Source organism: Cedecea davisae (genome assembly GCF_044095835.1).
In the GTDB taxonomy this organism is placed as follows: Bacteria; Pseudomonadota; Gammaproteobacteria; order Enterobacterales; family Enterobacteriaceae; genus Cedecea; species Cedecea davisae.
The window spans coordinates 2,797,879-2,821,497 of sequence record NZ_CP172054.1 but is presented as its reverse complement, the minus strand read 5'-3'; the positions used below and the strand labels follow the sequence as shown (position 1 = coordinate 2,821,497).

Annotated in this window: 24 protein-coding genes; 9 read left to right on the top strand and 15 right to left on the bottom strand. The window is 55.4% G+C overall.

Features of this window, described 5'->3' with window-relative positions; all coding sequences use genetic code 11:
• Positions 1–82: 82 nt before the first annotated feature.
• The gene (mdtK, locus tag ACG1VR_RS13470; protein WP_395489045.1) at positions 83–1,456 is read right to left on the bottom strand and encodes an MdtK family multidrug efflux MATE transporter; all 1,374 of its coding nucleotides are present in this window, start codon (positions 1,454–1,456) and stop codon (positions 83–85) included.
• Positions 1,457–1,693: 237 nt separating this feature from the next.
• Here mdtK and ACG1VR_RS13465 point away from each other — a divergent pair, with 237 nt between their 5' ends.
• Positions 1,694–2,338, top strand: coding sequence for a riboflavin synthase (locus ACG1VR_RS13465; protein WP_016536085.1), 645 nt, complete (start codon positions 1,694–1,696; stop codon positions 2,336–2,338).
• A gap of 51 nt (positions 2,339–2,389) precedes the next feature.
• Here ACG1VR_RS13465 and ACG1VR_RS13460 read toward each other — a convergent pair whose 3' ends face one another.
• From ACG1VR_RS13460 to punC, 3 genes are all read right to left on the bottom strand, one after another.
• Positions 2,390–3,781 (bottom strand): glycoside hydrolase family 1 protein, encoded by a 1,392-nt coding sequence (locus ACG1VR_RS13460; RefSeq protein ID WP_039898134.1) that lies wholly within the window; start codon positions 3,779–3,781, stop codon positions 2,390–2,392.
• 226 nt (positions 3,782–4,007) lie between these two features.
• Positions 4,008–5,156 carry a cyclopropane fatty acyl phospholipid synthase gene (cfa, locus tag ACG1VR_RS13455; RefSeq protein ID WP_395489044.1) on the bottom strand — a complete coding sequence of 383 codons (1,149 nt, stop codon included), beginning with the start codon at positions 5,154–5,156 and terminating at the stop codon, positions 4,008–4,010.
• 296 nt (positions 5,157–5,452) lie between these two features.
• Positions 5,453–6,655, bottom strand: a complete 1,203-nt coding sequence (punC, locus tag ACG1VR_RS13450) for a purine nucleoside transporter PunC (protein ID WP_395489043.1) — start codon at positions 6,653–6,655, stop codon at positions 5,453–5,455.
• Positions 6,656–6,770: 115 nt separating this feature from the next.
• Here punC and punR point away from each other — a divergent pair, with 115 nt between their 5' ends.
• A complete protein-coding gene (gene punR, locus ACG1VR_RS13445) occupies positions 6,771–7,709 on the top strand; it encodes a DNA-binding transcriptional activator PunR (RefSeq protein WP_395489042.1) in 939 nt (312 codons plus the stop codon).
• On the opposite strand, the gene purR is transcribed toward punR, so the two are convergent.
• Positions 7,706–8,731, bottom strand: coding sequence for an HTH-type transcriptional repressor PurR (purR, locus tag ACG1VR_RS13440; protein ID WP_016536090.1), 1,026 nt, complete (start codon positions 8,729–8,731; stop codon positions 7,706–7,708). The genes punR and purR overlap by 4 nt on opposite strands.
• A 291-nt stretch (positions 8,732–9,022) precedes the next feature.
• Here purR and ACG1VR_RS13435 point away from each other — a divergent pair, with 291 nt between their 5' ends.
• Complete coding sequence (locus ACG1VR_RS13435) at positions 9,023–9,112, top strand: YnhF family membrane protein (protein WP_039898138.1); 90 nt, start codon at positions 9,023–9,025, stop codon at positions 9,110–9,112.
• Positions 9,113–9,182: 70 nt separating this feature from the next.
• Here ACG1VR_RS13435 and sodB read toward each other — a convergent pair whose 3' ends face one another.
• Positions 9,183–9,764, bottom strand: a complete 582-nt coding sequence (gene sodB, locus ACG1VR_RS13430) for a superoxide dismutase [Fe] (protein ID WP_016536092.1) — start codon at positions 9,762–9,764, stop codon at positions 9,183–9,185.
• A gap of 122 nt (positions 9,765–9,886) precedes the next feature.
• Positions 9,887–10,720 carry an NlpC/P60 family protein gene (locus ACG1VR_RS13425; RefSeq protein ID WP_395489041.1) on the bottom strand — a complete coding sequence of 278 codons (834 nt, stop codon included), beginning with the start codon at positions 10,718–10,720 and terminating at the stop codon, positions 9,887–9,889.
• 363 nt (positions 10,721–11,083) lie between these two features.
• On the opposite strand from ACG1VR_RS13425, the gene ACG1VR_RS13420 reads away from it, so the two are divergent.
• Entirely contained in the window at positions 11,084–11,428 is a 345-nt protein-coding gene (locus ACG1VR_RS13420; protein ID WP_016536094.1) for a Grx4 family monothiol glutaredoxin, read from the top strand.
• A gap of 42 nt (positions 11,429–11,470) precedes the next feature.
• Here the strand turns inward: ACG1VR_RS13420 and rnt are convergent, their stop codons facing one another.
• The 5 genes from rnt to eptA all read right to left on the bottom strand — a co-directional run bounded on the left by rnt (position 11,471) and on the right by eptA (position 16,179).
• Entirely contained in the window at positions 11,471–12,130 is a 660-nt protein-coding gene (rnt, locus tag ACG1VR_RS13415) for a ribonuclease T (protein WP_172570174.1), read from the bottom strand.
• A 101-nt stretch (positions 12,131–12,231) separates the two neighbouring features.
• Positions 12,232–12,639: a lactoylglutathione lyase gene (gene gloA, locus ACG1VR_RS13410; protein ID WP_166864730.1), complete on the bottom strand. Its 408-nt coding sequence runs from the start codon at positions 12,637–12,639 to the stop codon at positions 12,232–12,234.
• An 88-nt stretch (positions 12,640–12,727) separates the two neighbouring features.
• Complete coding sequence (locus tag ACG1VR_RS13405) at positions 12,728–13,825, bottom strand: alkene reductase (RefSeq protein ID WP_172570173.1); 1,098 nt, start codon at positions 13,823–13,825, stop codon at positions 12,728–12,730.
• 52 nt (positions 13,826–13,877) lie between these two features.
• Positions 13,878–14,477 (bottom strand): TetR/AcrR family transcriptional regulator, encoded by a 600-nt coding sequence (locus ACG1VR_RS13400; protein ID WP_172570172.1) that lies wholly within the window; start codon positions 14,475–14,477, stop codon positions 13,878–13,880.
• 73 nt (positions 14,478–14,550) lie between these two features.
• A complete protein-coding gene (eptA, locus tag ACG1VR_RS13395; RefSeq protein WP_395489040.1) occupies positions 14,551–16,179 on the bottom strand; it encodes a phosphoethanolamine transferase EptA in 1,629 nt (542 codons plus the stop codon).
• Between the two features lie 166 nt (positions 16,180–16,345).
• Here eptA and ACG1VR_RS13390 point away from each other — a divergent pair, with 166 nt between their 5' ends.
• Positions 16,346–16,585, top strand: coding sequence for a DUF1289 domain-containing protein (locus tag ACG1VR_RS13390; protein WP_172570170.1), 240 nt, complete (start codon positions 16,346–16,348; stop codon positions 16,583–16,585).
• Between the two features lie 56 nt (positions 16,586–16,641).
• Positions 16,642–17,538 (top strand): aldo/keto reductase family oxidoreductase, encoded by an 897-nt coding sequence (locus tag ACG1VR_RS13385; RefSeq protein ID WP_395489039.1) that lies wholly within the window; start codon positions 16,642–16,644, stop codon positions 17,536–17,538.
• 3 nt (positions 17,539–17,541) lie between these two features.
• Here ACG1VR_RS13385 and ACG1VR_RS13380 read toward each other — a convergent pair whose 3' ends face one another.
• Genes ACG1VR_RS13380 through ACG1VR_RS13370 form a run of 3 tightly spaced genes read right to left on the bottom strand, consistent with a single transcriptional unit; the run spans position 17,542 to position 20,670 of the window.
• Positions 17,542–19,563 (bottom strand): FUSC family protein, encoded by a 2,022-nt coding sequence (locus tag ACG1VR_RS13380; protein ID WP_395489038.1) that lies wholly within the window; start codon positions 19,561–19,563, stop codon positions 17,542–17,544.
• An 8-nt stretch (positions 19,564–19,571) separates the two neighbouring features.
• A complete protein-coding gene (locus ACG1VR_RS13375; RefSeq protein ID WP_016536103.1) occupies positions 19,572–20,429 on the bottom strand; it encodes an HlyD family secretion protein in 858 nt (285 codons plus the stop codon).
• Positions 20,430–20,433: 4 nt separating this feature from the next.
• Positions 20,434–20,670, bottom strand: a complete 237-nt coding sequence (locus ACG1VR_RS13370; RefSeq protein WP_016536104.1) for a DUF1656 domain-containing protein — start codon at positions 20,668–20,670, stop codon at positions 20,434–20,436.
• Positions 20,671–20,845: 175 nt separating this feature from the next.
• Between ACG1VR_RS13370 and slyA the strand changes: the two genes are divergently transcribed.
• From slyA to ACG1VR_RS13355, 3 genes are all read left to right on the top strand, one after another.
• Positions 20,846–21,292, top strand: a complete 447-nt coding sequence (gene slyA, locus ACG1VR_RS13365; RefSeq protein ID WP_016536105.1) for a transcriptional regulator SlyA — start codon at positions 20,846–20,848, stop codon at positions 21,290–21,292.
• A gap of 191 nt (positions 21,293–21,483) precedes the next feature.
• Entirely contained in the window at positions 21,484–22,485 is a 1,002-nt protein-coding gene (locus ACG1VR_RS13360; protein ID WP_395489037.1) for an MsnO8 family LLM class oxidoreductase, read from the top strand.
• Positions 22,482–23,603 (top strand): amidohydrolase, encoded by a 1,122-nt coding sequence (locus tag ACG1VR_RS13355; protein WP_395489036.1) that lies wholly within the window; start codon positions 22,482–22,484, stop codon positions 23,601–23,603. Before ACG1VR_RS13360 ends, ACG1VR_RS13355 begins: the two co-directional genes overlap by 4 nt.
• Positions 23,604–23,619: the final 16 nt, after the last annotated feature.

The window sequence follows — 23,619 nt, the reverse complement described above, 5'->3', positions numbered from 1 at the left end:
TTTATTCCAGATTTCACGCAATTGCCGAGCATCTGCGCAGAGTGTTGAGAAAGTAGCCGCCAGGACGGCGGCTACGGGTTAATTAACGTGCAGCGCGTTGCAGGATAGTGATGGAGGGCTGGCGTTGTAACCAACGCATGCGCAGCATCATCAGGATGGCGGCGGAGGTCAGACCGATAATAAAGCCAATCCAGAAGCCTGCCGGGCCCATCGGCTCAACCACCCAGTCGGTAAGTGCCAGCACATAGCCACTCGGCAGGCCGAGAACCCAATACGCGATAAAGGTGATAAAGAAGATCGAACGCGTATCTTTATAGCCGCGCAGCACGCCGCTGCCGATAACCTGAATCGAGTCGGAGATTTGGTAAATCGCCGCCAGCAGCATCAAGTGGGCTGCCAGTGCTACGACCGCCGGGTTGTCGTTATACAGCAGCGCGATATGCTCCCTGAAGGTCACGGTAAACAGCGCCGTACACATCGCCAGGCAAATCGCCACGCCAACGCCGGTGCGGGCGGCAACCTGGGCATCCAGCGTTGAGCCCTGACCCAGGCGATAACCCACGCGAATGGTGACCGCCGCGCCTAATGAAAGCGGTAACACAAACATCAGCGAACTGAAGTTAAGCGCTATCTGGTGCCCGGCAACGTCGGTAATGCCCAGCGGAGAAACCAGCAGGGCAACCACGGCGAACAGCGTGACTTCGAAAAATAACGCCAGCGCAATCGGCAGCCCGAGCTGGCTTAAACGTTTAAGCACCGCCCAGTCCGGTTTGCTGAAATCGTCCGGGTTTTTAATGTCGCGCATCGAACGGGCTTTCTTGATATAGGAAAGCATGCTGAAGAACATCACCCAGTAGACCGCCGCTGTTGCCACGCCGCAGCCCACGCCGCCCAATTCCGGCATGCCGAAGTGGCCGTAAATAAAGATGTAGTTAACCGGGATGTTCACCAGCAGGCCGATAAAGCCCATCACCATGCCGGGCTTGGTTTTCGCCAGCCCTTCACACTGGTTACGGCCAACCTGGAAGAACAGATAACCCGGCGCGCCCCACAGCAGCGCACGTAAATAACGCACGGCTTTATCGGCAAGTTCCGGGTCGATGTCATGCATGGCATGAATAATGTGCCCTGCGTTCCACAGCACTACCATCACCAGCACGGATACCATACCCGCAAGCCAGAATCCCTGACGAACCTGGTGAGCAATGCGGTCGCGACGCGCGGAGCCGTTAAGCTGGGCGACGGTTGGCGTCAGGGCGAGCAGGAGCCCGTGGCCGAATAAAATGGCCGGTAGCCAGATAGAGGTGCCTATAGCCACTGCCGCCATATCGGTGGCGCTGTAGCCACCGGCCATAACGGTATCGACGAATCCCATTGCAGTTTGTGCTACCTGAGCGATGATCACAGGTATCGCCAGGGCAAGGAGCTGGCGAGCTTCGGTGAAGTACTTCTGCATGTTTACACCTGATTATTTTTATAGAGACGAGAGACTAAAAAAGCCGCCATAAAAGGCAGCAAGAAGATGAACAGGGGAATTTGCCAGTCTATTGTAGCGAGAGTTTATTTATACGCCAGTCAAAAATATAGCGCTGCGGCGAGCAGGGCTGGCAAGGTGATTTTCCACCTGTTAAAGTGCGGCAATGTCCTTTATCGGCGGTAGTTTTACCGCGCGTGAATCGCCAGGAGTTTTTAGATGTTTACAGGTATTGTGCAGGGCACCGCGACCCTGGTTTCCATCGACGAGAAACCTAACTTCCGCACCCACATTATTGAGATGCCGACTGAGATGCTGCCGGGCCTTGAAACCGGCGCTTCGGTGGCGCATAACGGCTGCTGCCTTACGGTCACCGAAATCAACGGGAACCGCATCAGCTTTGACCTGATGAAAGAGACGCTGCGTATTACTAATCTCGGTGAGCTAAGCGTTGGCGACAGCGTTAACGTTGAACGTGCGGCTAAATTTAATGATGAAATTGGCGGTCATTTAATGTCCGGCCATATTATGACTACCGCCGAAATATCTAAGATCCTGACCTCGGAAAATAACCGTCAGATCTGGTTTAAAATTCAGGATAAAGCGTTGATGAAATACATCCTGCATAAAGGCTATGTTGGTATCGACGGTATTAGCCTGACGGTGGGCGAGGTCACGGCGACGCGTTTTTGCGTGCATCTGATCCCCGAAACGCTGGAGCGTACAACGCTTGGCGCTAAGAAACTTGGGCAGCGCGTTAATATCGAAATCGATCCGCAGACTCAGGCGATTGTCGACACCGTAGAGCGCGTGCTGGCGAGCCGTGAAGCCGCGCTGGTGGCCGCTATTCCTGCGGGCGAATAACGCTTCTCTCGCAGCATAAGAAACGGGGCCGATTGGCCCCGTTTTTGTTTCTTAATCCTGCTCGTTGAAACCGTTTTCAGCGGCGGTTTTCATAAACCATTCCCCGCTCTTCTTGATGGTACGTTGCTGGGTTTTGAGATCCAGCGAGACAAAGCCATAGCGGTTTTTGTAGGCGTTGCACCACGACCAGTTATCGATAAAGGTCCACATATGGTAGCCGAGGCAGTTGCTGCCCTCGCTGATGCCCTTGTGCAGCCACTTCAGGTGGTCGCGCACAAAGTCGATGCGGTATTCGTCGTCAATTTGACCGTCGTTGATGAAACGTTCTTCGTTCTCCACGCCCATGCCGTTCTCGGAGATGTAGCAGGCAGGGTTGCCGTAATTCTCGCGCAGGTTGGTGAGAATGTCGTAAATACCGCGCTCGTAGATTTCCCAGCCACGGTAAGGGTTCATCTTGCGGCCCGGCATTTCGTAGGACTCGAAGAACCACTCCGGCATAAACGGGCTTTCAGGATTTACCAGGGTGTCGCGGCATTTAATGCGGCGCGGCTGGTAATAGTTAATTCCGAGTAAATCGACCACGCCGGCGGCAAGCAGGGCTTTGTCCTCTGGCTGGCAGGCCGGCAATTTATCATGCTGCTTCAGGAAGTCGACAAGCTCCTGCGGGTACTCGCCGCGCAGCGCCGGGTCCAGGAAGCTGCGGTTAAACATCAGGTCGGCCAGATTAGCGGCTTTGACGTCTGCCGGATTCTGAGAGCGAGGGTAGGACGGCGTCAGGTTAAGGATGATGCCAATTTGGCCGTCTTCATTGCGAGCGTGGTAGTTTGTAACCGCTTTCGCGTGGGCAAGCATGGTGTGGTAGGCCACGGTAACCGCGCGGTCAAAGTCCACGACGTTAGGGTAGTGGTAATCATACAAGTAGCCGCATTCTACCGGCACTACCGGTTCATTGAAGGTAAACCAGTGCTTCACCCGGTCACCGAACAGTTCAAAACAGGTATTGGCATAGCTGGCGTAGGCGTCAACGACTTCGCGGCTTTCCCAGCCGCCTTTCTCCTGCATAACCATTGGCATATCAAAGTGATACAGATTGATAAACGGCTTGATGCCCTGGGCCAGCAGCTCGTCGATAACCTTGTTATAGAATTCTACCGCCAGAGGATTCACCTCCCCGGTGCCGTCCGGGATCAGGCGGGCCCAGGAGATTGAGGTGCGGAAGGTGTTGTGGTTGAGCTTCTTCAGCAGGGCGATATCCTGCTTCCAGCGCTGATAAAAGGTCGAGGTATTTTGCGGGCCAACGCCGTGGTGGAAGCGATTGGGCTGTTCGGCAAACCAGCGGTCCCAAATAGTTTCGGATTTACCAAAGTTCAGCGCTTCACCTTCGGTTTGCGGCCCGGAAGCGGCGCTGCCCCACCAGAAATGCTCAGGAAATGCGTATTTCATCGTTATCCTCACGGTCTGGCCTGTCATCTCCGACAGGCAATCATTTATACGGTCAATATGTTGATTGTCTGTGATTGATGAAACCGGTTTCTATGACGGGAAATGATATCTGTTAAGCAGATCAAGTCGTCGCGGCCAGACAGGCTTAAACCTGTGATGTGTATCACGTCAGTGCGCAAGGAGAGACAATTGGAGGTAAAAAACCCGGCAGATGCCGGGTTAGTGACTAGCGAGGGACACGTAAACCGTTTTCAATACCGCGGCTAAATACCACCTGCCACAGCTGAATATCGCGCGCCCGGAAGGCTCCGGCGCAGGCATTGAGGTAGTAACTAAACATCCGTTTGAAGCGTTCGGAGTAGTTATCGGCAATTTCCGGCCAGCAGGCGAGGAAGCTTTCGTACCAGGCCATCAGCGTTTTATCATAGTCGGCACCGAAATTATGCCAGTCTTCCATTACAAAATGCGGTTCGCTGGCGTCGGCAATCTGTCGCACAGAAGGCAGGCACCCGTTGGGGAAGATGTACTTATCAATCCACGGATCGACATTATTGTCGGTCTTTGTAGAGCCAATGGTGTGCAGCAGGAAAATACCGTCAGGCTTCAGGTTGCGGTCGGCAACGTCGAAGTAGGTGGCATAATTTTTCGGGCCAACATGCTCAAACATGCCGACGGAAACAATGCGGTCAAACTGCTCGTTGAGGTCGCGATAGTCCTGCAAAAGAATGGTTACATCCAGCCCTTTGCAGCGCTCTTGCGCCATTTTTTGTTGTTCTGCCGAAATGGTTACGCCAAACACGGAAACATCGTAATTTCGTGCGGCAAATTCCGCCAGACCGCCCCAGCCGCAGCCGATATCCAGCAATTTCATGCCGGGGCCAAGCTGCAGTTTTTCGCAGATCATTTTCAGCTTCGCTTCCTGGGCTTCGGCGAGAGTCGTCGCATCTTTCCAGTAGCCGCAGGAATATTGCATGTGCGCGTCCAGCATGCGGCTGAACAGATCGTTACCGAGATCGTAATGTTCTTTGCCGACTATCCACGCGCGCTTTTTGGACTGCAGGTTAACCAGCCTGGCAGCGGCGATACGCAGAGTATCTTTGAAATGATGGGGCAGCTGGTTTTCCAGCCCGGCGCGCAGCACTTTAGTGAAAAAAACATCCAGACGTTCGCATTCCCACCAGCCGTCCATATAGCTTTCGCCAAGACCGAGGGAGCCTTCCTGCAAAACGCGTTTAAAAAAATCTGGGTTTTTAACCTGAATATCAAAAGGGTTTGGGCCGTTAACGGTTATGCCTGCCCGGCTCAGCATTTCATTTGCGATACGATACCATTCGTTATCTCGTACGCTCACTTCTTCTATACACGATGAACTCATAGCTTCTCCATCACCTTGTTGTGATCAGAACCTTAAAACAGCGTAGACGCTATTACCGGCTTGTGAGAACTCTCACGGAAAATTCCGTGCGCCTGATATCCGACGTAAACAGAGAAAGGGGGGATTCTCCCTTACTGAAAGGCCATCCATGGAAAAACGGAAGCACTCCGGCTCCCGTAAAAATAAAATTTATGAGGCTTATAGTAGAACCGCAATAACTATAAGCCTGTTTTTTTGATGGTTCAACGGAATATTGTTAGCAAGCTAATCACACAATATTCACACTATCGCGTCTGTTATTGGGCCCGGGATAGCTCGGCGTTGGCGCCAGCCTGCGATGCACGGCTGGAGGAGTACTGCATCGCATAGCCCAGCACCGCGAGTAAAATTGTCGCCAGCATTACGCTGGTGGTGGTGAGCAGCGGGGTGGCGACCAGCCAGGAAACCATCAGGCTTGCCAGGAAGCAAAGCCCCAGCTGTAGCGTGTTTTGTAGCGCGGCGGCCTTGCCGGTTGCCTGAGGGAATGGCAGCAGGGCGGAGGCCACAACGATAGGGTAAATTGCCCCGTTGGCAATCGCCATCACGCAGAATGGGATCAGCAGCAGCGTCAGGTTGGCATAGCCGCTCACCGCTACGGCCCAGGTGGCAACAATGCTCAACGCATACAGCGCCAGCAGCCAAGGCAGCAGCTGTTTCCCCTGCCATTTTTGCAGCGCGCTGCGGCAGCCATAGCCGCCAATCAGGAAGGCGACGGTCTGCGGCATATAGCTCAGGCCAATAACAGACGGGCTGTAGCCCATCTCATTAAGGATAAACGGCGAACCGGTTAACCAGGCGAAGAAGCTGGCTGAGCAGGCAGCATAAATCAGCACATTGCTGCTATAGGTGCGCGAGCGTAATAAAGAGAAGAAGCTGACTTTATTGTCTTCAGTTTGCGGGTGATGCTGGGTGCGCGGCTTGAGGCGCAGGGTGGGGATCATCAGCAGCAGGGCGATGGCGAACAGCACGGCAAAAATAGCCTGCCATTCAAAATGGTTAAGCAGCCAGCTGCCGAGCAGCGGCGCAAGCGCGGGTGAAAGCCCTACCAGCGGCATAATGGTGGCAAAGATGCGGCCCGCGCGGTTGGCAGGATAATAATCCGTGACCAGCGCCTGCCAGCTCACGGCGGCGGAGCAGACGCCAACGGCCTGAATAAAACGCAGGACCAGCAGCGTGGCGGCGTCTTCGACCCACAGCATGCCGATACAGCCGACGGCAAACAGCCCCAGGCCAATCAGCAGAATAGGTTTACGCCCGAAGCGGTCTGACAGCGGGCCCCACATTAACTGCGCGAAGGCAAACCCGGCGAGGAACAGGCTCAGGCTGGCGCTGACCGCCGAGGCGTTAGTCCCCAGATCTTGCTGAATGGCGGCGAAGGCGGGCAGATACATGTCGGTGGCGAGGAAGCCAAGCACACTCAGCCCGGCAAGCCAGATAAGAAATCCCTTTGATGGTTGCATAGTTTTCTCTTGATTTTGATAGCAGGTTAACGGGGCAGGAGTCTACGGAGTGCAAAAGCGCTTGTGAAACGCTAATATTTGCGAGTTGCATTCAAAATTTTTGCAGGCAAAAAACATGTGGTCTGAATATTCTCTGGAGGTCGTTGACGCGGTGGCGCGCAACGGCAGTTTTAGCGGGGCGGCCCAGGAGCTGCATCGCGTGCCTTCTGCCATAAGCTATACGGTACGTCAGCTCGAAGAATGGCTGGCCGTGCCGCTGTTTGAACGTCGCCATCGCGATGTTGAGTTAACCGCCGCCGGAGCCTTTTTTCTTAAAGAAGGGCGTTCTGTTATCAAAAAAATGATGGCAACCCGCCAGCAGTGCCAGCAGATAGCCAACGGCTGGCGCGGGCATCTCTCCATCGCGGTGGACAATATCGTGAAGCCGGAGCGGACCCGCCAGCTGGTGCTGGATTTTTATCGTCACTTCCCGGATATCGAACTGCGGGTGTTTCAGGAAGTGTTCAACGGCGTGTGGGACGCGCTGGCGGACGAGCGGGTTGAGGCGGCTATAGGCGCAACTCAGGCCATTCCTGTAGGGGGGCGCTATGCGTTCCGGGATATGGGGGCGTTAAGCTGGCGTTGCGTGGTTTCCTCCGGGCATCCGCTTGCGCAACACGAAGGTGTTATTCCTGATGATGAGCTAAGGGCATGGCCGTCGCTGGTGCTGGAAGATACTTCACGTTCTCTGCCCAAGCGCATTACCTGGTTGCTGGATAACCAGCGCAGAGTCGTGGTGCCGGACTGGGCTTCGGGGGCGGACTGCCTGAGTGCGGGCCTGTGCATTGGCATGGTGCCCGCCCACATTGCTAAGCCATGGCTGGACGGCGGCGAGTGGCGGGAGCTGACGCTGGAAAATCCGTTCCCGGATGCGGCCTGTTGCCTGACCTGGCGGCAGGACGATGCCTCGCCGGCTTTAAGCTGGCTGCTGGACTACCTCGGGGACAGCGAGACGATGAATCAGGAATGGCTGCAGGAGCCGGGGCGGCAAAACCCGGCTCCGCTGAGCGTTTAGCGGCGGTAGTCGCGGAACGGACCGTCGGCAACCGAGCGGCGCTCGATCAGGCGCGGATGCACCTCAATAGTCTGCGACTCTTCGCGTTTGTTAACAATACGGTCGAGCAGCATATTAAAGGCGGTTTCACCCAGGCGCTCTTTCGGCTGGTGAATAGTGGTTAACGCCGGAGAGAAGTAGCGGGCGTTGCGCACGTTATCGTAGCCGATGATGGAGATATCCTGCGGCACGCGCAGTCCCATCTCATCCGCTGCGCAAATGGCGCCCATTGCCATAATATCGCCACCGCAGAATACCGCGGTAGGGCGATGAGGCTGGTTAAGCAACTGCTGCATGGCGCGGTAGCCGGACTCCGGCTCAAAGTCGCCCTGAACCACCCAGTTCTCCGGCACCTTGATATTGGCCTCTTCAAGCGCCTTGAGGAACCCGGCATGGCGACCGCCGCCGGTGTTGCGTTCCAGCTGGCCGGGAATAGCGCCGATGTCGCGATGGCCGCGCTCAATCAGATAGCGGCCAGCGAGATAGCCGCCGTGGAAGGCGTTATCGATGACCGAGTCGGTAAAGTCGGCGCGGGCTTCGCCCCAGTCCATGACCACCATCGGAATATGGCGGTACTCTTCCAAAGTGGAGAGCAGCGTTTCCGGGTACTCGGAGCACATCACCAGCAGCCCATCAACGCGTTTTTGCGCCATCATCGACAGGTAGGCGCGCTGCTTATCAAAGTTGTTGTGCGCATTACCGAGGATCAGGGTATAGCCTTTGGCGAAGCAGCTATTTTCAACCGACTCAATAATTTCGGCAAAATAGGGCGCTTCGCTGGAGGTTGCCAGCAGGCCAATAGATTTGGTGTGGTTGACCTTCAGGCTGCGGGCTACGGCGCTCGGAGAATAATGCAGCTCTTTGATGGCCGCCCAAACGGCGTTGCGCGTCTCTTCCGCAACAAAACGGGTCTTGTTGATGACATGTGACACAGTTGTAGTGGAAACGTTTGCGCGTTTCGCTACGTCCTTAATCGTTGCCATTAGATGTCACTCCAGACCATATCGTAAACTCCTGATAACTCATGTGTTAAACGTTTGCCTTCGCTAACTCCTGGGGCAACACGTTGGTTGCAGGCCTGTCGGGAATGCGACATACAGCGGGAGGAGGGCGTTGCCGGGCGATACGCGGTAAATTAGCGAAGGATTTTGGCTTATCCCGGAGCAAAGTGGAAGAGGGAAAACCGAGATCTGTGCAAATCCAGCAGGATTTTTATCGCCAATTGTGGGAAAATCACCCCACTTACACTTTGTAGGGAAATAAAGGAGCTTACGATGAGTACCGATCTGAAGTTTTCCGTGGTGACCACGGTTGTCGTACTGAGCTTGATTGTTGCCGGTGCGCTAACCGCCGTACTGCACTGATTTAATAAGGGCCGCTCAATGCGGCCCTTAACATTTCTGGCAAACAGAGAAACGTCTTGCTCTCTGGTTATCAGGCGGCGAGGTTTTTCGCCACGAAGCTCCAGTTTACCAGCGCCCAGAAATGCTCAAGGTACACCGGGCGAGCGTTACGGTAATCGATATAGTAGGCGTGTTCCCAGACATCCACGGTCAGCAGCGGCGTGGCGTCGGTCGTCAGCGGCGTTCCGGCATTCGCGGTAGAAACAATAGCCAGGCCGCCATCGCTATTTTTCACAAGCCAGGTCCAGCCCGAACCAAAGTTTTTAATTGCCGCTTCACTAAACTGCTTTTTAAACGCCTCAAAGCTGCCAAACGCCTGGTTAATTTTAGCCAGAAGCTCACCCGTTGGCTCTCCGCCAGCGTTCGGTGCCAGGCAGTGCCAGTAGAAGGTATGGTTCCAGACCTGAGCCGCGTTATTGAAAATTCCACCTTCTGAACTTTTCACTATCTGTTCTAACGTTTTCCCTTCAAACGGGCTGCCTTTTACCAGGTTGTTCAGGTTAGTGACGTAGGTCTGGTGATGCTTACCGTAGTGGTATTCCAGGGTTTCGGCCGAGATGTGGGGCGCGAGAGCGTCTTTGCCATAGGGCAGGGCGGGTAGTTCGAACGACATTGCTTCACTCCTTGTTATTTTGAGTACACCAAATAACTACTTTTATTGTGGTTATTAGGGTAACAAATTGAAAGAGTGTGCAAAAGCAGAAAGGCACTGCCCGTTGCCGGGCAGTTCAGTATTTAGCGGATGGTTTTCGGAGTCATCACGCGGCGGGCGCCGACGTAGTGACGCTGCCAGTAATCTTCGCTCAGGGAGGTAATCTGGATATCGCGGCCGCTGCGCGGAGACTGGATAAACTTGCCGTTGCCGACGTAGACACCCACATGATCGGCGGTGCCGCGCCCCTGGGTGCGGAAGAACACTAAATCGCCGCTTTCCAGCTCGCCACGGCCAACCGACGCGGCATCACGCAGGTGATACATTTCGTTTGCGGTGCGCGGGATACGGATGTTAACCAGATCTTTGTAGGCGTAATAAATGAGGCCGCTGCAGTCAAAACCGGTACGAGGCGAAGTGCCGCCCCAGCGATAAGGCTTACCAATCTGGCCCATCAGTTTGTTCATTGCCGTTTTCTGTGCTTTCTGCACCCGGACTTTATGCGCCTGAGCGATAGTCTGGTTTTTTTCTGCCTTCACCTTTACGCACTGTTTTTTATGCCCTTTACGGTGGGTACATTTTTCAGTGAAGGTGGCGGCGGTTGGCTGAATGGCCAATTTCTGAGAGGTTTTTTTACTGCTGCTTGCGAGGGTTTTGCTTTTGCCGGAGGTTTTGTTCTTTGCGACTTTGCTTTTTGCCTGAACGGTTTCTTTCTTTCCGGACTTCTTTGTGGAGCTGGTGCTGACCTTTGTTTTTGCTTTCTCTTTGACCTTGCTGCTTTTACCTGAGGTCTTCGCCGGGTGGCTTTTCTGTGCAGCATGGTGACGGACGTGCTCGGACGCCTGCGCCAAAGGAGTATAGGGCAAAGCAAATAGCAGAGCACATAGCGTGATAGAGATTTTATTTATCCGCGCCACTCGTCAATCCCCTGATAAATGAAAGCACGATGCTAACCATCATGCCTGCGTATGATTTTTGCGAAACCCGACGATTCTAATGCATAAAAGCCGATAATGTTAATAGGCAATTACTATTTAACGGTCAAAAGTGGAAGCTGGTGCTAAAAAATTAATCATTCCCGGGGGTTATCTGCTGTTTTATTGATCGTGGATGGAGCAAATTGCTAATTTTCGCGCGGCTGAAAAGTGTTATTCTTAAAGCATGTTTGCATCGCCGCGCATTCCAGGGAAAAACCTTTCTAAAATTGGTGTTTTCTGGCCGGGGTGCAACTGGCTACAATGGCAGACTGTTGCCGTATCAAGGTTTGAGGAAGCAAGACAATGAGCACTATTGAAAAAATTCAAAACCAGATCGCTGAGAACCCGATTCTTCTCTATATGAAAGGTTCCCCGAAGCTGCCGAGCTGCGGCTTCTCCGCTCAGGCCGTTCAGGCACTTTCCGCCTGCGGCGAGCGTTTTGCCTATGTTGATATTTTGCAGAACCCGGACATTCGCGCCGAGCTGCCGAAATACGCGAACTGGCCGACCTTCCCGCAGCTGTGGGTTGACGGCGAACTGGTTGGCGGCTGCGACATCATCATCGAGATGTACCAGCGCGGCGAATTGCAGTCCCTGATTAAAGAGACCGCAGAGAAGTACAAATCTCAGGAGTCAGGCGCGGAGTAATCCCGCCCGGCGAACAAAAAAGCGACCCTCGGGTCGCTTTTTTTATGCTTCGCACTCGGGTTCTTCCGCCGGGGGCAGAGGCCAGCCGCCGAGGCGCTTCCAGCGGTTGACGATTTCGCAGAACAGCAGGGCGGTTTGCTCGGTGTCGTACAGCGCGGAGTGTGCCTGGCTGCTGTCAAATTTTTGGCCAGCGGCAATACAGGCTTTTGCCAGCACCGTTTGGCCTAGTGCCAGCCCGCTTAGCGCGGCGGTATCAAACGTCACGAACGGGTGGAACGGATTACGCTTCAGCGAGGCGCGCTCGGCGGCGGCCATCATAAAGCTGTGATCGAAGGTTGCGTTGTGCGCCACCATAATCGCGCGGCTGCATCCGCTGTCCTTAATCCCTTTGCGCACGGCTTTAAAGATGGCGTGCAGCGCATCGTATTCGCTGACTGCACCGCGCAGCGGGTTGTGCGGGTCAATGCCGTTAAAGGCCAGCGCTTCAGGCTGAAGATTAGCGCCTTCAAACGGATCGACATGGAAATGCAGCGTTTCATCGGGGGATAACCAGCCGTTTTCATCCATTTTCAGGGTAACGGCGGCGATTTCCAGTAACGCATCAGTTTTGGCGTTAAAACCCGCGGTTTCAACATCAATAACCACCGGATAAAAACCACGGAAACGGTCGCACAGGCCATGCAGTTGCGTGTTGTCTGACATCAGATTCTCTTAATACGGGGAAAATGCAGCGCGCATTATGGCAAATTTCGGGGAGTGTTGCAGTATTGGGCGCACATTGCGCCCATTGCCTAACGAAAAAATCAGTTACCCAGGCCTTTGCCCGCGTGCTTCTCTTCGATCAGTTCAATTTTATAGCCGTCGGGATCTTCCACGAAGGCGATAACGGTGGTGCCGCCTTTAACCGGGCCCGCTTCGCGGGTAACGTTGCCGCCGTTGTTGCGAATGCGTTCGCAGGCTTCAGCCGCGTTGTCCACGCTTAAGGCGATGTGGCCGTAAGCGGTGCCGAGATCGTAGCTGTCCACGCCCCAGTTGTAGGTCAGTTCGATAACTGCGGTGTCGCTTTCATCCCCGTAGCCAACAAAGGCGAGAGAGTATTTATATTCGGTGTTTTCGCTGGTGCGCAGCAGTTTCATGCCCAGCACTTTGGTGTAAAACTCGATGGAGCGTTGCAGATCGCCAACGCGCAGCATGGTATGAAGTAGACGCATAAAATCCTCGTCGAATGAAACAGTTATTAGCACAAGCTTTGAGTATAGCGGCGATCGCTCGCCGCTATCAATGAAAGGAACTTCGGTATTACAGAGTTGGGTAGTCGGTGTAGCCTTCGGCACCGCCGCCGTAGAAGGACTCAGGGCGCTGCGGGTTCAGGTCAGCATTGGCCTGCAGGCGGGCAACCAGGTCCGGGTTGGCGATGAATGCGCGGCCAAAGGCTACCGCATCAATCAAACCTTTGGTGATCAGGTCTTCCGCTTTTTCAGGCGTATAGGCACCGGCACCGATAATCACGCCGCTGAAGCGCTCGCGCACTTTCTCGCGGAAGGCTTCGGTGTACGGCTCGCCGCCTGCCCAGTCAGGTTCGGACATATGCAGATATGCGATACCGCGCTTGCCCAGCTCTTCAATCAGGTACAGAGCGTCGTCTTCTTCGTTCGGGCCGTTATCCACGTTCTGGAAGGAGCCAATCGGGGAAACGCGGATCCCGATGCGATCGGCGCTCCACTCTTTGATCCCCGCGTCCACCACCTCAAGCACCAGGCGAGCGCGATTTTCGCGGCTGCCGCCGTACTCGTCGGTACGGTGGTTAGAAGAAGGGGACAGGAACTGGTGCAGCAGGTAGCCGTGGGCGGAGTGCAGTTCTACCAGGTCGAAACCGGCGTCACGCGCGTTGCCAATCGCCTGACGGAAGTCATTGACGATACCCGGGATTTCGCTGGTTTCCAGCGCGCGAGGCATCGAAGTATCTTCGCGAACCGCGTTACCGTTTTCATCACGCAGCGAAGTGCGGGTACCGGCGATAATTGCGGATGGCGCAACGGGAGCCTGCTGGTCTGGCTGGAGGGTGTTGTGGGAAATACGACCGGTATGCCACAGCTGAACGGCCATATGGCCCTTCGCCGCATGTACGCCAGCGGTGATGTCTTTCCACACCGCGATTTGCTCATCGCTGTGCAGGCCTGGCGCACCGGCATAACCTTTAGCCTGAGCAGAAATCTGCGTAGCTTCGCTGATGATAAGGCCAGCGCTCGCGCGTTGACGGTAATACTCGCCCATTAGCGGCGTTGGGATATCGCCGGGTTCGATGCTGCGCAGGCGCGTCAGCGGAGCCATAAAGATGCGGTTTGGTACGGTAATTGCGCCAACTTTAAGCGGCGTAAACAGTTTATCTGCTGACATGGATTTTCCTCAAGTAGACCGGTCGTCTAGTAATTTCGTAAATAAAAACCCGTTAACAAACGGGTTCAGCTAATAGGGTTTGCACATGCGCAAGGGCGCTTTCCAGCGGCACGGCATTGCGGGAAATTTTTGCCTGCAGGCTGGCGCCGAGCCACAATGCATAAAGCACCATTGCCTGGTCAAAAGCCTCGCCTTCAAAGCTCAGGCTTTTTTCCGCACGGCCTTTTTCAAGGGCGTCTGCAAGCAGGGCGATAACCTGTGCGCCGCCGTTGTTTAACGCGCCGCGCATATCTTCCGAAAGGTCACACACTTCTGCCGACAGCTTAACCACCAGGCAGTTGCTCAGGTTTCCGCTCTGGCAAAAATAGCTCAACATATCCTGATACCACTTCAGCAAACGGCGGCGGTAGTTGCCCTCACCGTTAGCAAAGTGTTCCGCCAGCCGCTGGTTCGACGCCTGGTAATAACGCTCCAGCATCGCCACGCCAAACGCTTCTTTAGAGCGAAAGTAGTGGTAGAACGAGCCTTTTGGCACTTCCGCCGTGCGTAACAGTTCGCTAAGACCCATGCCGGTAAAGCCTCTGGCAAGGCAGAGCCGTTCGCCGATGGCAAGCAGGTGTTCGCGAGTGTCGTGTTCAGGATGTCGATTCATGGCTACAGAATGTAGTAGACCAGTCAGTCTAATGCAATACCCGACGCTCGCTTTTTTTCACGACTGCCGGATTTCAACGGCGACGACAGTCGGCAAGAATATCCATATCTTTCTGATAAACCGAACTATTAACGTTCATCATGCCCAGCAGCGTGGAGAACAAATTATCCTGCGAAACCTCATCTCTGGCGGCTTTTTGGGCCAGGCAGACGTTATCGACGGCAAAATTCTGCTGGTAATCCTGGGACAGCCAGACCAGCAGAGGAATATGCGTTTGCTGTGAAGGCGCCAGCATATAAGGCGTGCCGTGCAGGTAAATGCCGTTCTCGCCGAGAGATTCCCCGTGGTCGGCAAGATAAATCAGGGCGGTGTTAAGCTTCTCCTGATGTTGCTTTAGTTTGTCGATGGTGCGGCTCAGCACGTCATCGGTATGCAGAATGGTGTTGTCGTAGGAGTTAATCAGCGCCTGGCGGCTGCAATCCTGAATCTGATTGCTGTCGCAGGTTGGGGCAAATTTACGGAAGTTTTCCGGATAGCGCTGGTAATAGGCCGGGCCGTGGCTGCCCATCAGGTGCAGCACAATCACCGTGTCGTGGCGCAATCCGTCAATCACATTATCCAGGCGGTGGAGCAGGACGTCATCAATGCAGGCGTTATCTTTGCAGTACAAATCCAGCCGCCATTGAGTCATATCGCTATGGGGTATACGGTCGCAGGCTCCTTTGCAGCCGCCGTCGTTGTCGCGCCACAGAACATTTACCCCGGCGTGAGCGAGCACGTCCAGCACGCCTTCCTGGTGGCGAGCCACGTCGGCATCGTAGCTTTTACGCGGCATATCGGAAAACATGCACGGCACCGACACCGCCGTTTCCGTGCCGCAGGATGACGCTTTCTGGAAGTAAATCACCTGCTGTTTTTTAAGCTGCGGATTGGTTTCTCTTTGGTAGCCGCCAAGGGAATAATTCTCGCCTCGCGAGGCTTCTCCAACCACCAGCAGCACCAGCGTTTTCTTCGCCTGGTGGCGAATGATGGCGCCTTTTTGAGCATCTTCGCCAATTTTGATTAACGTCTGGTCTCCTGCAAACCAGCGCTCTTTGCTATAGCGGCTAATGGCGCTGATGTAGTTTGCCGGGGTGACCATTTTCACCACGCCTTTATTATTGCGAAACAGCGAGGCGTAATCTTTATAAAACACCGAAGCAACGAGGATTATCACCAGAAGCCCGGCCAGAATGCTCACCAGGCGGGTAAGGACAGTATGCCACCAGCGGGCAGGCGAAACTTTCACCACGGCCAGTGCAAGGGCGGGAACCACGCCAGCCAGCGTCAGCCAGCCTATCAGCTGCGGCGTAACCAGGGCGGCGGCTTCCTGGGAGTCGGTCTCAAACACGTTAACCATCATGTTTTTATCGATGACGGCCCCGTAGGTAAACATAAAATAGTTGCTGGCCGCGCAGCCGATAACCAGCAGCACCAGCACGGGTTTGCGCAGCCACGGCAGGTTAATCACGCTAAAGATGGTCAGCCAGGCGCAAAACAGCACTACCGGCACCGAGGCGGCAAAGAGCCAGCTGTGAAAAGAGTCCGGGGCGATCAGCTGCCAGCTGCGGCGAATAAACAGCGAGTTAATCAGGGTGAAGAAAAAGGCGCAGCAGAGGTTAAATTGCGCGTCGTTACATCGTAACTTTCTCAGGAAATCCATATAAGCCGTGAATACAAAACAGAATTTCCGCCAGAATAGTGAGGGAAGATTAGCTCAACCTTAATTTCGCCAGCTTTTATCCGGGCGACGATTATTTAGCCGCCGCGCTTGCATCCCGGCAAGAGTCGGGCTTCAATTGATGCAAAGTCGCCAGCGAGGTGGGTTAGTGTCCGAACAGCTTGAGTTCTTCCCCATTCAGAGTCCCTGTCGCGGCATCTGCCAGTCGGATGAGCGCGGTTTTTGCCGCGGCTGTATGCGCAGCCGGGATGAGCGCTTTCAGTGGCAGCAAATGAGCGACGGGCAAAAGCAGGACGTGCTGCGCCTGTGCCGCCAGCGTTTATTGCGCAAGTTACGAGCAAACAAGCCAAATTCTCCTGAAGAACCCGAGCAGCCCTCACTGTTTTAATCATTCAGCGCCGTTATACTCGGGGCAGTTCTTTTCCTTATTGAGGTTATATTTTTATGGTACAGCGCATTACGATTGCCCCGCAGGGACCGGAGTTTTCACGCCTGGTGATGGGCTACTGGCGTTTGATGGAATGGAATATGTCGCCTCGCCAGCTGGCGAGTTTCATTGAAGAGCACGTTGAGCTGGGTATTACCACCGCGGACCACGCCGATATTTATGGTGGTTATGCCTGTGAAGCTGCGTTTGGGGAAGCCATGCGCCTGGTGCCGCATCTGCGTGGCAAAATGGAGATTGTTACCAAGTGCGGTATCGCCACTACGGCGAAGCCAGAGAACGCTATTGGTCACTATATTACCGACCGCGATTACATTATCAGCAGCGCGGAAAGCTCCCTGAAAAAGCTGGCAACCGACTATATCGACCTGCTGCTTATTCACCGTCCGGACCCGCTAATGGATGCCGATGAAGTGGCCGAGGCGTTTACCGCGCTGCACCACAGTGGCAAGGTACGCCACTTCGGCGTATCTAACTTTACGCCGGCCCAGTTTGCGCTGTTACAGTCCCGCCTGCCGTTTACCCTGGCAACCAACCAAGTGGAGCTCTCCCCGGTACACCAGCCGCTGCTGCTTGACGGCACGCTGGATCAGCTCCAGCAACTGCGCATTCGTCCGATGGCGTGGTCATGCCTCGGCGGCGGCAGCCTGTTTAATGATGATGCGTACCAGCCGCTGCGCGACGAGCTGCAAAAAGTGGCGGAAGAAATGGGCGCCGACACTATCGAACAGGTGGTTTACGCCTGGGTGATGCGCCTCCCGTCTTCTCCGCTGCCGATCATCGGCTCGGGCAAAATCGAGCGCGTACGCTCCGCTATCCACTCCCTGTCGCTGGAAATGAGCCGCCAGCAATGGTTCCGCATCCGCAAAGCGGCTCTCGGTTACGACGTGCCTTAACTGTTATTGACCGCCTGCCAGCGTTCCGGCAGGCGGTGCCTGTTCCAGCTGCGAAAGCGAGCAGTAAAGCCGCCAGATAATTTCCGCCAGTTCCCGCGCCGCCGGATCATGATGGTGCGCCAGCGTTTCGCAGATCCTCTGTAGTTCCTTAAGTGACTCCGCCAGCGGCCTTTGCAGTACGCCGCGTTCGCTCATCACGTCGCGCAGGGTATGGATGCAGACATCCCGCACCATCGACAGCGGATCGGAGCGCGTTTCCCAGCCGCGTAGCTGCCAGACAACATGCGAACAGTTAAGCAGAACCACGCCCCAGCGCAGCAGCCAGCGGCGGGCCGCGTCATCTTTACTGCTGCTTAGCTGGCTGATGTGATGATAAACCAGCGACTCAAACTGGCTTTCGCTGTGCTGCGGTTTGCGGCTGAGCTGGTCGATAAAACCGCGCCGCAGCGCTCTGATATGGCGGCGGCTGCGGCGGGTATCCGAGCTCGGCTTGAGGACCGAAAACGCGAGCCAGGAGATGCCGACCCCGAGCACTTTTGCCAGGTTGTCATTCATAAAACCGGCAAAGTCATAAACCGGCGGATTGCTGACGGCGAGAAATGACCCCATAAACACGATCAGCTGTCCCCACAGGGCGGCGCGTTTGGGCTGCTGCAATTTTAACAATTGCATGGTTGCCAGCAGCGGCAGCAGGAAAAGCAGGAATTGCCAGAGCTGGGTTATCTGGATCATCAGGCCAAATTTGACCAGGAAGCTAAACAGCGACAGCCAGAGCAGGGTGCGCATCAGCAGCGTCAGCGACCCAAGCGGTGAAGCAACCGAGGAATAAAGCACGCAGCTAATCGCGGCAAGCGACAGCGCGCCGCTCCCGGACTCCCACTGGGTGCCGATGCACCAGGCTCCGGTAAGGGTGATAACGCAGAAGGTGCGCAGCGCGCTCCACAGCGCTTCGGCGTTGTCGGTATGGCGGGCGAGAGGCGGAGCCTCGGGCGGCGTAATAATTGAAACCGGGGTAGCGTTTTCCAGCTCCCTCAGCCAGCGGCTGCTGTTGAGATAGAGCCAGCAAAAATAGCGCAGGCGGTGCCAGAACGCCTGGTGGCGATAATCATCCGCAGAGCCAGGCGCAATTTGTTGCAGCAGCTTTGCAACCGCGTATTTGCTGGCATCCGGCTTTGCCAGCTCGCGCAGCAGGCTGTCCAGCACCGACCAGATATTCGCCGGAGCTTCCGGCCAGTTCAGCAACATGCGGCGCTGGCTGGAGATAACGCTGGTCAGCCGCAGCTGCTGGTGCAGGAGATAATTCAGTAAATTGTTTTGCCGCCGGAAGCGGTAGTGGCTCCAGAACGCCTGAATGCGCAGCAGATTCATGGTCAGGATCTGGCCGATAATCCCTTCATGCGCGGTGCGTATGGCATCGGTGGTTTCCGGCTGCCACAGCAGGCTGGCGTGCTCCAGCAGGCGGGCGTGCATATTTTTCAACGCGCTGACCAGAGCGCTGCCGTCAGAAGTGCTCGGCAGCACCATCATCATAAAACCGCTGCACAAAATCCCGACAACCACCTCGCAAACTCGCGCCTGGGCGATATCCCAAAGCTGGGTTGACTCGAGGGTATTCACCATCGGGAAGGCGATAATCGCCGCGGTGTAGCCTGCCAGCATAAACGCATAGGCGACGTTATTCTGAAAATGGCTGGAAGCCCAAGTACACAGCGCCAGCCAGCTGGCCATGGCGAAGGTAAACAGCCAGGGATCGTTAAGTGCATTACCGGCGATAATCAGCGAGGCGGCCGCGCCGATAAAGCTCCCGGCAATACGCCCGAGGCTTTTGCTGATGACGCCGCCAACGGTAGGGAAGCTGACCACCGCCGCGGAAGTCATTGCCCAGTAAGGTTCGTCCAGATCGAGCGCATAGGCGATGGTGAGCGCCATGCCCATTGCAATAGCGTTGCGTAGCGCATAGCGCCATTGGCCGCCGGTCGCTTTACCCCACGGAGTGTTACGCCATTCGAGGAAACTCAGGTTCATCGGGCGGCTCAGGGCTGAACGCTAACGGTGCAGGTAGTGCCCGATACCAGCGTCACGCCCTGAGGCACGGCGTCCAGGCTAATGCGTACCGGCACGCGCTGCGCCAGGCGAACCCACGGCACATTTGGTTTGATGTCCGGCACCAAATCACTGTCACTTTCAATACTTTGGTCGTATATGGCGCGGCCGATGCTTTCAACTTTGCCGCTCAGCTTCTGGTTACCGTTATACAGGACGATTTGCACCGCGTTGCCCGGCTGAATATGGCGCAGCTTGGTCTCTTCAAAATAGCCGACGACGTAGAACGAGTGGCTGTCGACCAGGGCGAATACGGGTTTGCCTTCGGTCGCGTAGTTGCCGGGACGCGAGGAAAGATTAGTGACCCAGCCGTCAACCGGGGCGGTGACCGTGGTTTGCGACAGCTGCCACTGCGCCTGCTCCAGCGTGGCCTGGGCTACTTTTACCGCCGCCTGCATCGCTTTAACGTTGATATTCGCGGTATCCATATCTTCGGCGGAGATATAGTTGCGCGGCAGATTATGGCGGCGATTCGCTTCGTTACTGGCCTTTGCCAGATCGGACTGGGCCTTTGCCAGTTGGGCTTCGGCATTAAGCACCGCGATATGGTAAGGCGTTGCGTCCAGGGTAAACAGCGGCGCGCCTTTGCTGACGAACTGATTGTCCTTCACGTTCAGGGTAACAATGGTGCCGGAAACCTGCGGCGTAATGCTCACCTGTTCGGCGCGAACTTTACCGTCCCGCGTCCACGGCGATTGCATGTAGTAGTTCCACAGCAGCCAGCCTGCCAGCAGCGCGGCGGCAAGAACAAGCAGGGTAGAAAAGTATTTTATTGTTTTTAAATTCATTTCGTTACCAGAAAACTAAAAGGGCCATCGCGCCGCTTACGGAGAGCGAGAAGAGGGATAAGTCCATCAGCGTGGGGTGCCATATTTCACCGGAGTAGATCCAGTCGCGCAGCAGGCGATGCACCACCAGCCAGATAAAAAAGCCGAGAAAGACCGCTTTGAACAGCGGGGGGAAGTAAACGGAGGCCCCGACCACAAGATCCTGAAGCGGGAAGCCGGACGGGCTAAAAGTGAGACTCACGTACGATAATCCTTTAAAAAACGGGGATGGCTGCCGTTTCCCCTCACTTAGATGTAGAATAAAAGTATAGCTGGTTGCATAACTTCAGCGAAAGTAAGGGATTTGTTTTTAACAATTAATGCCTGCACAATAGTCTAAAATCAGTATAATAAGTTAGCAAGCTAATTATAAGGAGATGAAATTGGAATCGCCATCGCCATTAGGATCGGATCTGGCCCGCCTGGTACGCATTTGGCGTGCTCTGATCGACCATCGTCTCAAACCTCTGGAATTGACACAGACACACTGGGTAACGCTGCATAATATTCATCAGCTGCCGCCAGATCAGTCGCAGATTCAGTTGGCAAAAGCGATCGGGATCGAGCAGCCATCACTGGTTCGTACTTTGGATCAGCTCGAAGAGAAGGGATTAATTTCCCGTAAAACCTGTGCTAACGACCGTCGGGCAAAGCGCATTAAATTGACCGAGCAAGCGGCACCGATTATCGAACAGATGGAGAGCGTGATAAACGAAACGCGCGGTGAAATTCTTACCGGAATTTCTCGCGAAGAGCAGGCGCTATTAATTAACCTGATAAGCCGCCTCGAGCAGAACATTATCGAGCTGCAAAGCCGCGGTTAATTTCGCTCATCAGGTAAAGCCTCACCGTCGGGTGGGGCTTTTTTTATGCCTGATAGCTGGACAGATAATAAATCTCTGCTATCACGATTTGTTTATCTATATTTCAGAAGTGTTAATGTTATTTAATTGTTTCTCTCCGGCGCGCCGCGCTTTTAATAATGAAGGCATGTTAATAAAAACGAGCCTGCATTATGTCTTATCGCATCAGTATTCTGGATAAAAGCCCGATTGCAAACGGCGAAAGCGCGACGGATGCGCTGGCGCGTACTCTGTATCTGGCCCAAAGGGCAGAAGAATGGGGCTATCACCGCTTCTGGATTGCCGAACATCATAATACCGCGCAGCTGGCCAGCCCTTCGCCGGAAGTGGTGATTGCGTGGCTTGCCGGGCAGACGAAACGTATTCGCATCGGCTCCGGCGGCGTGATGCTGCAACATTACAGCCCATACAAAGTTGCTGAAAACTTTAATCTGCTGGCATCGCTTGCCCCGGGGCGAGTCGATCTTGGCGTGGGAAAAGCACCCGGTGGTTTGCCGCGCTCAACCCAGGTTTTACAACTGGGAAGCTCGCCCGAGGCCAAAGGCACGTTCGACGACCAGCTCGCCCAGCTCGATAACTGGCTTTCGCTGACCGATCCGGCGGAAGAGGACGGCGTTCGCGCCACGCCGCTACCTGCCCAGCGCCCGGAGGGTTTCCTGCTGGGAGCCAGCCTGCAAAGCGCAAGACTTGCCGCCAGCCTCGACTGGAATTTTGTTTTCGCCGCCCATTTGAACGGCGACAAAGCGCTGCTGCACGAGGTGCTGAGCTACTGGCGGGCTAACAGCCGCCGCGACGTGCTGGTGGCGGTTCAGGCCGTTGTTGCCCAGGACGTTGCCGAAGCCGAACGCCTGGCGCAACAGGTTGAAGTCTGGGGCGTCGAACTGGAAAACGGCCAGCGCGTCAGCGTTGCCAGCGAGGAGCAGGGCCGCAGCTTTGCCCGCCAGTCGGGAAGCCCGTTGCGCAGCCTGGTCCGGCGTGAACCCTCCCTGCTGAAAGGCACCCCGGAAACAGTTCGTGAGGGGCTGGAAGCGCTGCACCAGATCTACGGCATTAATGAATTTATTATCGATACCCCGCTGGCGGAAGGCCCGGCGCGCATTGCTTCCCTGCGGCTGCTGGCCGAAGCCCACGCGACGACGGAGGTGGTGTTATGAGTTTTGGCCAACAGCTTATTGCCTGGCGGCGTGAACTTCACCAGTTCCCCGAGCTTTCCCTTCAGGAAGTGGCGACTACGGCCCGCATCCGCGACTGGCTGCAAAGCGCGGATATTCGCCTGCTTCCTTACGAACTGAAAACCGGCGTAGTGGCCGAGATTGGCAGCGGGGAGCGCGTTGTGGCGCTTCGGGCGGACATTGATGCTTTGCCCATCGAGGAAACCAGCGGCGTGGCGTTTAGCTCGCAGCATCCTGGCGTTATGCACGCCTGCGGCCACGACGTCCACAGCAGCGTGATGCTGGGCGCGGCCTTATTGCTTAAACAGCATGAAGCGGAGCTGGATGGGCGAGTACGCATCCTGTTTCAGCCAGCAGAAGAACGTTTTGGCGGCGCGCAGCTGCTGATTAACGCCGGAGTCCTGCAGGGCGTATCGGCTATTTTCGGCATGCACAATGAACCCGGCCTGCCGGTTGGCGCTTTCGCCACCCGCGGCGGAGCGTTCTACGCTAACGTGGACCGCTTTATTATCCGGGTGACCGGCAAAGGCGCTCATGCCGCTCGTCCCCACGAGGGTAAGGACGCCATTCTGCTTTCCAGCCAGCTGGTTAGCCTGCTTCAGAACATTACCAGCCGCGAGGTGAATACGCTTGATTCCGCGGTACTCAGCGTAACGCGTATCGCCGGGGGCAACACCTGGAACGTTCTGCCGGAAAGCGTCGAGCTTGAAGGCACCTTGCGCACGCATCGCGCCGCCGTGCGGGAAGCCGTAAAAGTGCGGGTCGGAGAAATTGCCGCAGGGCTCGCCGCCGCCTTTGGATCGCAAATAGAAGTTGAGTGGCATCCCGGCCCGGACGCGCTGATCAACGATGAGCGCTGGGCGGCCTTCGCCGATGAAATTGCGGCAGCCGAGGGGTACGAAACCCGCCCCGCCGATCTGCATATGGGCGGCGAGGATTTTGCGGTATACCTCCAGCATATTCCCGGCGCTTTTGTCAGCATCGGGAGCGAGAGCCGTTATGGCCTGCATCACCCGGGCTTTGATCCCGACGAAAAACTAATTGAACCGGCAGCCCGCTATTTCTCACATTTAGCGCAGGCTGCATTAAAACAACTTTAATTAAATACTCATTATT

Excerpts from the sequence above, each read along its gene's own strand:
- ACG1VR_RS13385 (WP_395489039.1), top strand. The coding sequence starts at position 16,642 with ATGGTACAGCGCATTACGATTGCCCCGCAGGGACCGGAGTTTTCACGC.
- cfa (WP_395489044.1), bottom strand. The coding sequence starts at position 5,156 with ATGAGTTCATCGTGTATAGAAGAAGTGAGCGTACGAGATAACGAATGG.
- ACG1VR_RS13420 (WP_016536094.1), top strand. The coding sequence starts at position 11,084 with ATGAGCACTATTGAAAAAATTCAAAACCAGATCGCTGAGAACCCGATT.
- gloA (WP_166864730.1), bottom strand. The coding sequence starts at position 12,639 with ATGCGTCTACTTCATACCATGCTGCGCGTTGGCGATCTGCAACGCTCC.
- punR (WP_395489042.1), top strand. The coding sequence starts at position 6,771 with ATGTGGTCTGAATATTCTCTGGAGGTCGTTGACGCGGTGGCGCGCAAC.
- ACG1VR_RS13405 (WP_172570173.1), bottom strand. The coding sequence starts at position 13,825 with ATGTCAGCAGATAAACTGTTTACGCCGCTTAAAGTTGGCGCAATTACC.
- ACG1VR_RS13355 (WP_395489036.1), top strand. The coding sequence starts at position 22,482 with ATGAGTTTTGGCCAACAGCTTATTGCCTGGCGGCGTGAACTTCACCAG.
- punC (WP_395489043.1), bottom strand. The coding sequence starts at position 6,655 with ATGCAACCATCAAAGGGATTTCTTATCTGGCTTGCCGGGCTGAGTGTG.
- ACG1VR_RS13465 (WP_016536085.1), top strand. The coding sequence starts at position 1,694 with ATGTTTACAGGTATTGTGCAGGGCACCGCGACCCTGGTTTCCATCGAC.
- ACG1VR_RS13435 (WP_039898138.1), top strand. The coding sequence starts at position 9,023 with ATGAGTACCGATCTGAAGTTTTCCGTGGTGACCACGGTTGTCGTACTG.
- ACG1VR_RS13375 (WP_016536103.1), bottom strand. The coding sequence starts at position 20,429 with ATGAATTTAAAAACAATAAAATACTTTTCTACCCTGCTTGTTCTTGCC.
- slyA (WP_016536105.1), top strand. The coding sequence starts at position 20,846 with ATGAAATTGGAATCGCCATCGCCATTAGGATCGGATCTGGCCCGCCTG.
- rnt (WP_172570174.1), bottom strand. The coding sequence starts at position 12,130 with ATGTCAGACAACACGCAACTGCATGGCCTGTGCGACCGTTTCCGTGGT.
- purR (WP_016536090.1), bottom strand. The coding sequence starts at position 8,731 with ATGGCAACGATTAAGGACGTAGCGAAACGCGCAAACGTTTCCACTACA.
- mdtK (WP_395489045.1), bottom strand. The coding sequence starts at position 1,456 with ATGCAGAAGTACTTCACCGAAGCTCGCCAGCTCCTTGCCCTGGCGATA.
- ACG1VR_RS13460 (WP_039898134.1), bottom strand. The coding sequence starts at position 3,781 with ATGAAATACGCATTTCCTGAGCATTTCTGGTGGGGCAGCGCCGCTTCC.
- sodB (WP_016536092.1), bottom strand. The coding sequence starts at position 9,764 with ATGTCGTTCGAACTACCCGCCCTGCCCTATGGCAAAGACGCTCTCGCG.
- ACG1VR_RS13360 (WP_395489037.1), top strand. The coding sequence starts at position 21,484 with ATGTCTTATCGCATCAGTATTCTGGATAAAAGCCCGATTGCAAACGGC.
- ACG1VR_RS13400 (WP_172570172.1), bottom strand. The coding sequence starts at position 14,477 with ATGAATCGACATCCTGAACACGACACTCGCGAACACCTGCTTGCCATC.
- eptA (WP_395489040.1), bottom strand. The coding sequence starts at position 16,179 with ATGGATTTCCTGAGAAAGTTACGATGTAACGACGCGCAATTTAACCTC.
- ACG1VR_RS13380 (WP_395489038.1), bottom strand. The coding sequence starts at position 19,563 with ATGAACCTGAGTTTCCTCGAATGGCGTAACACTCCGTGGGGTAAAGCG.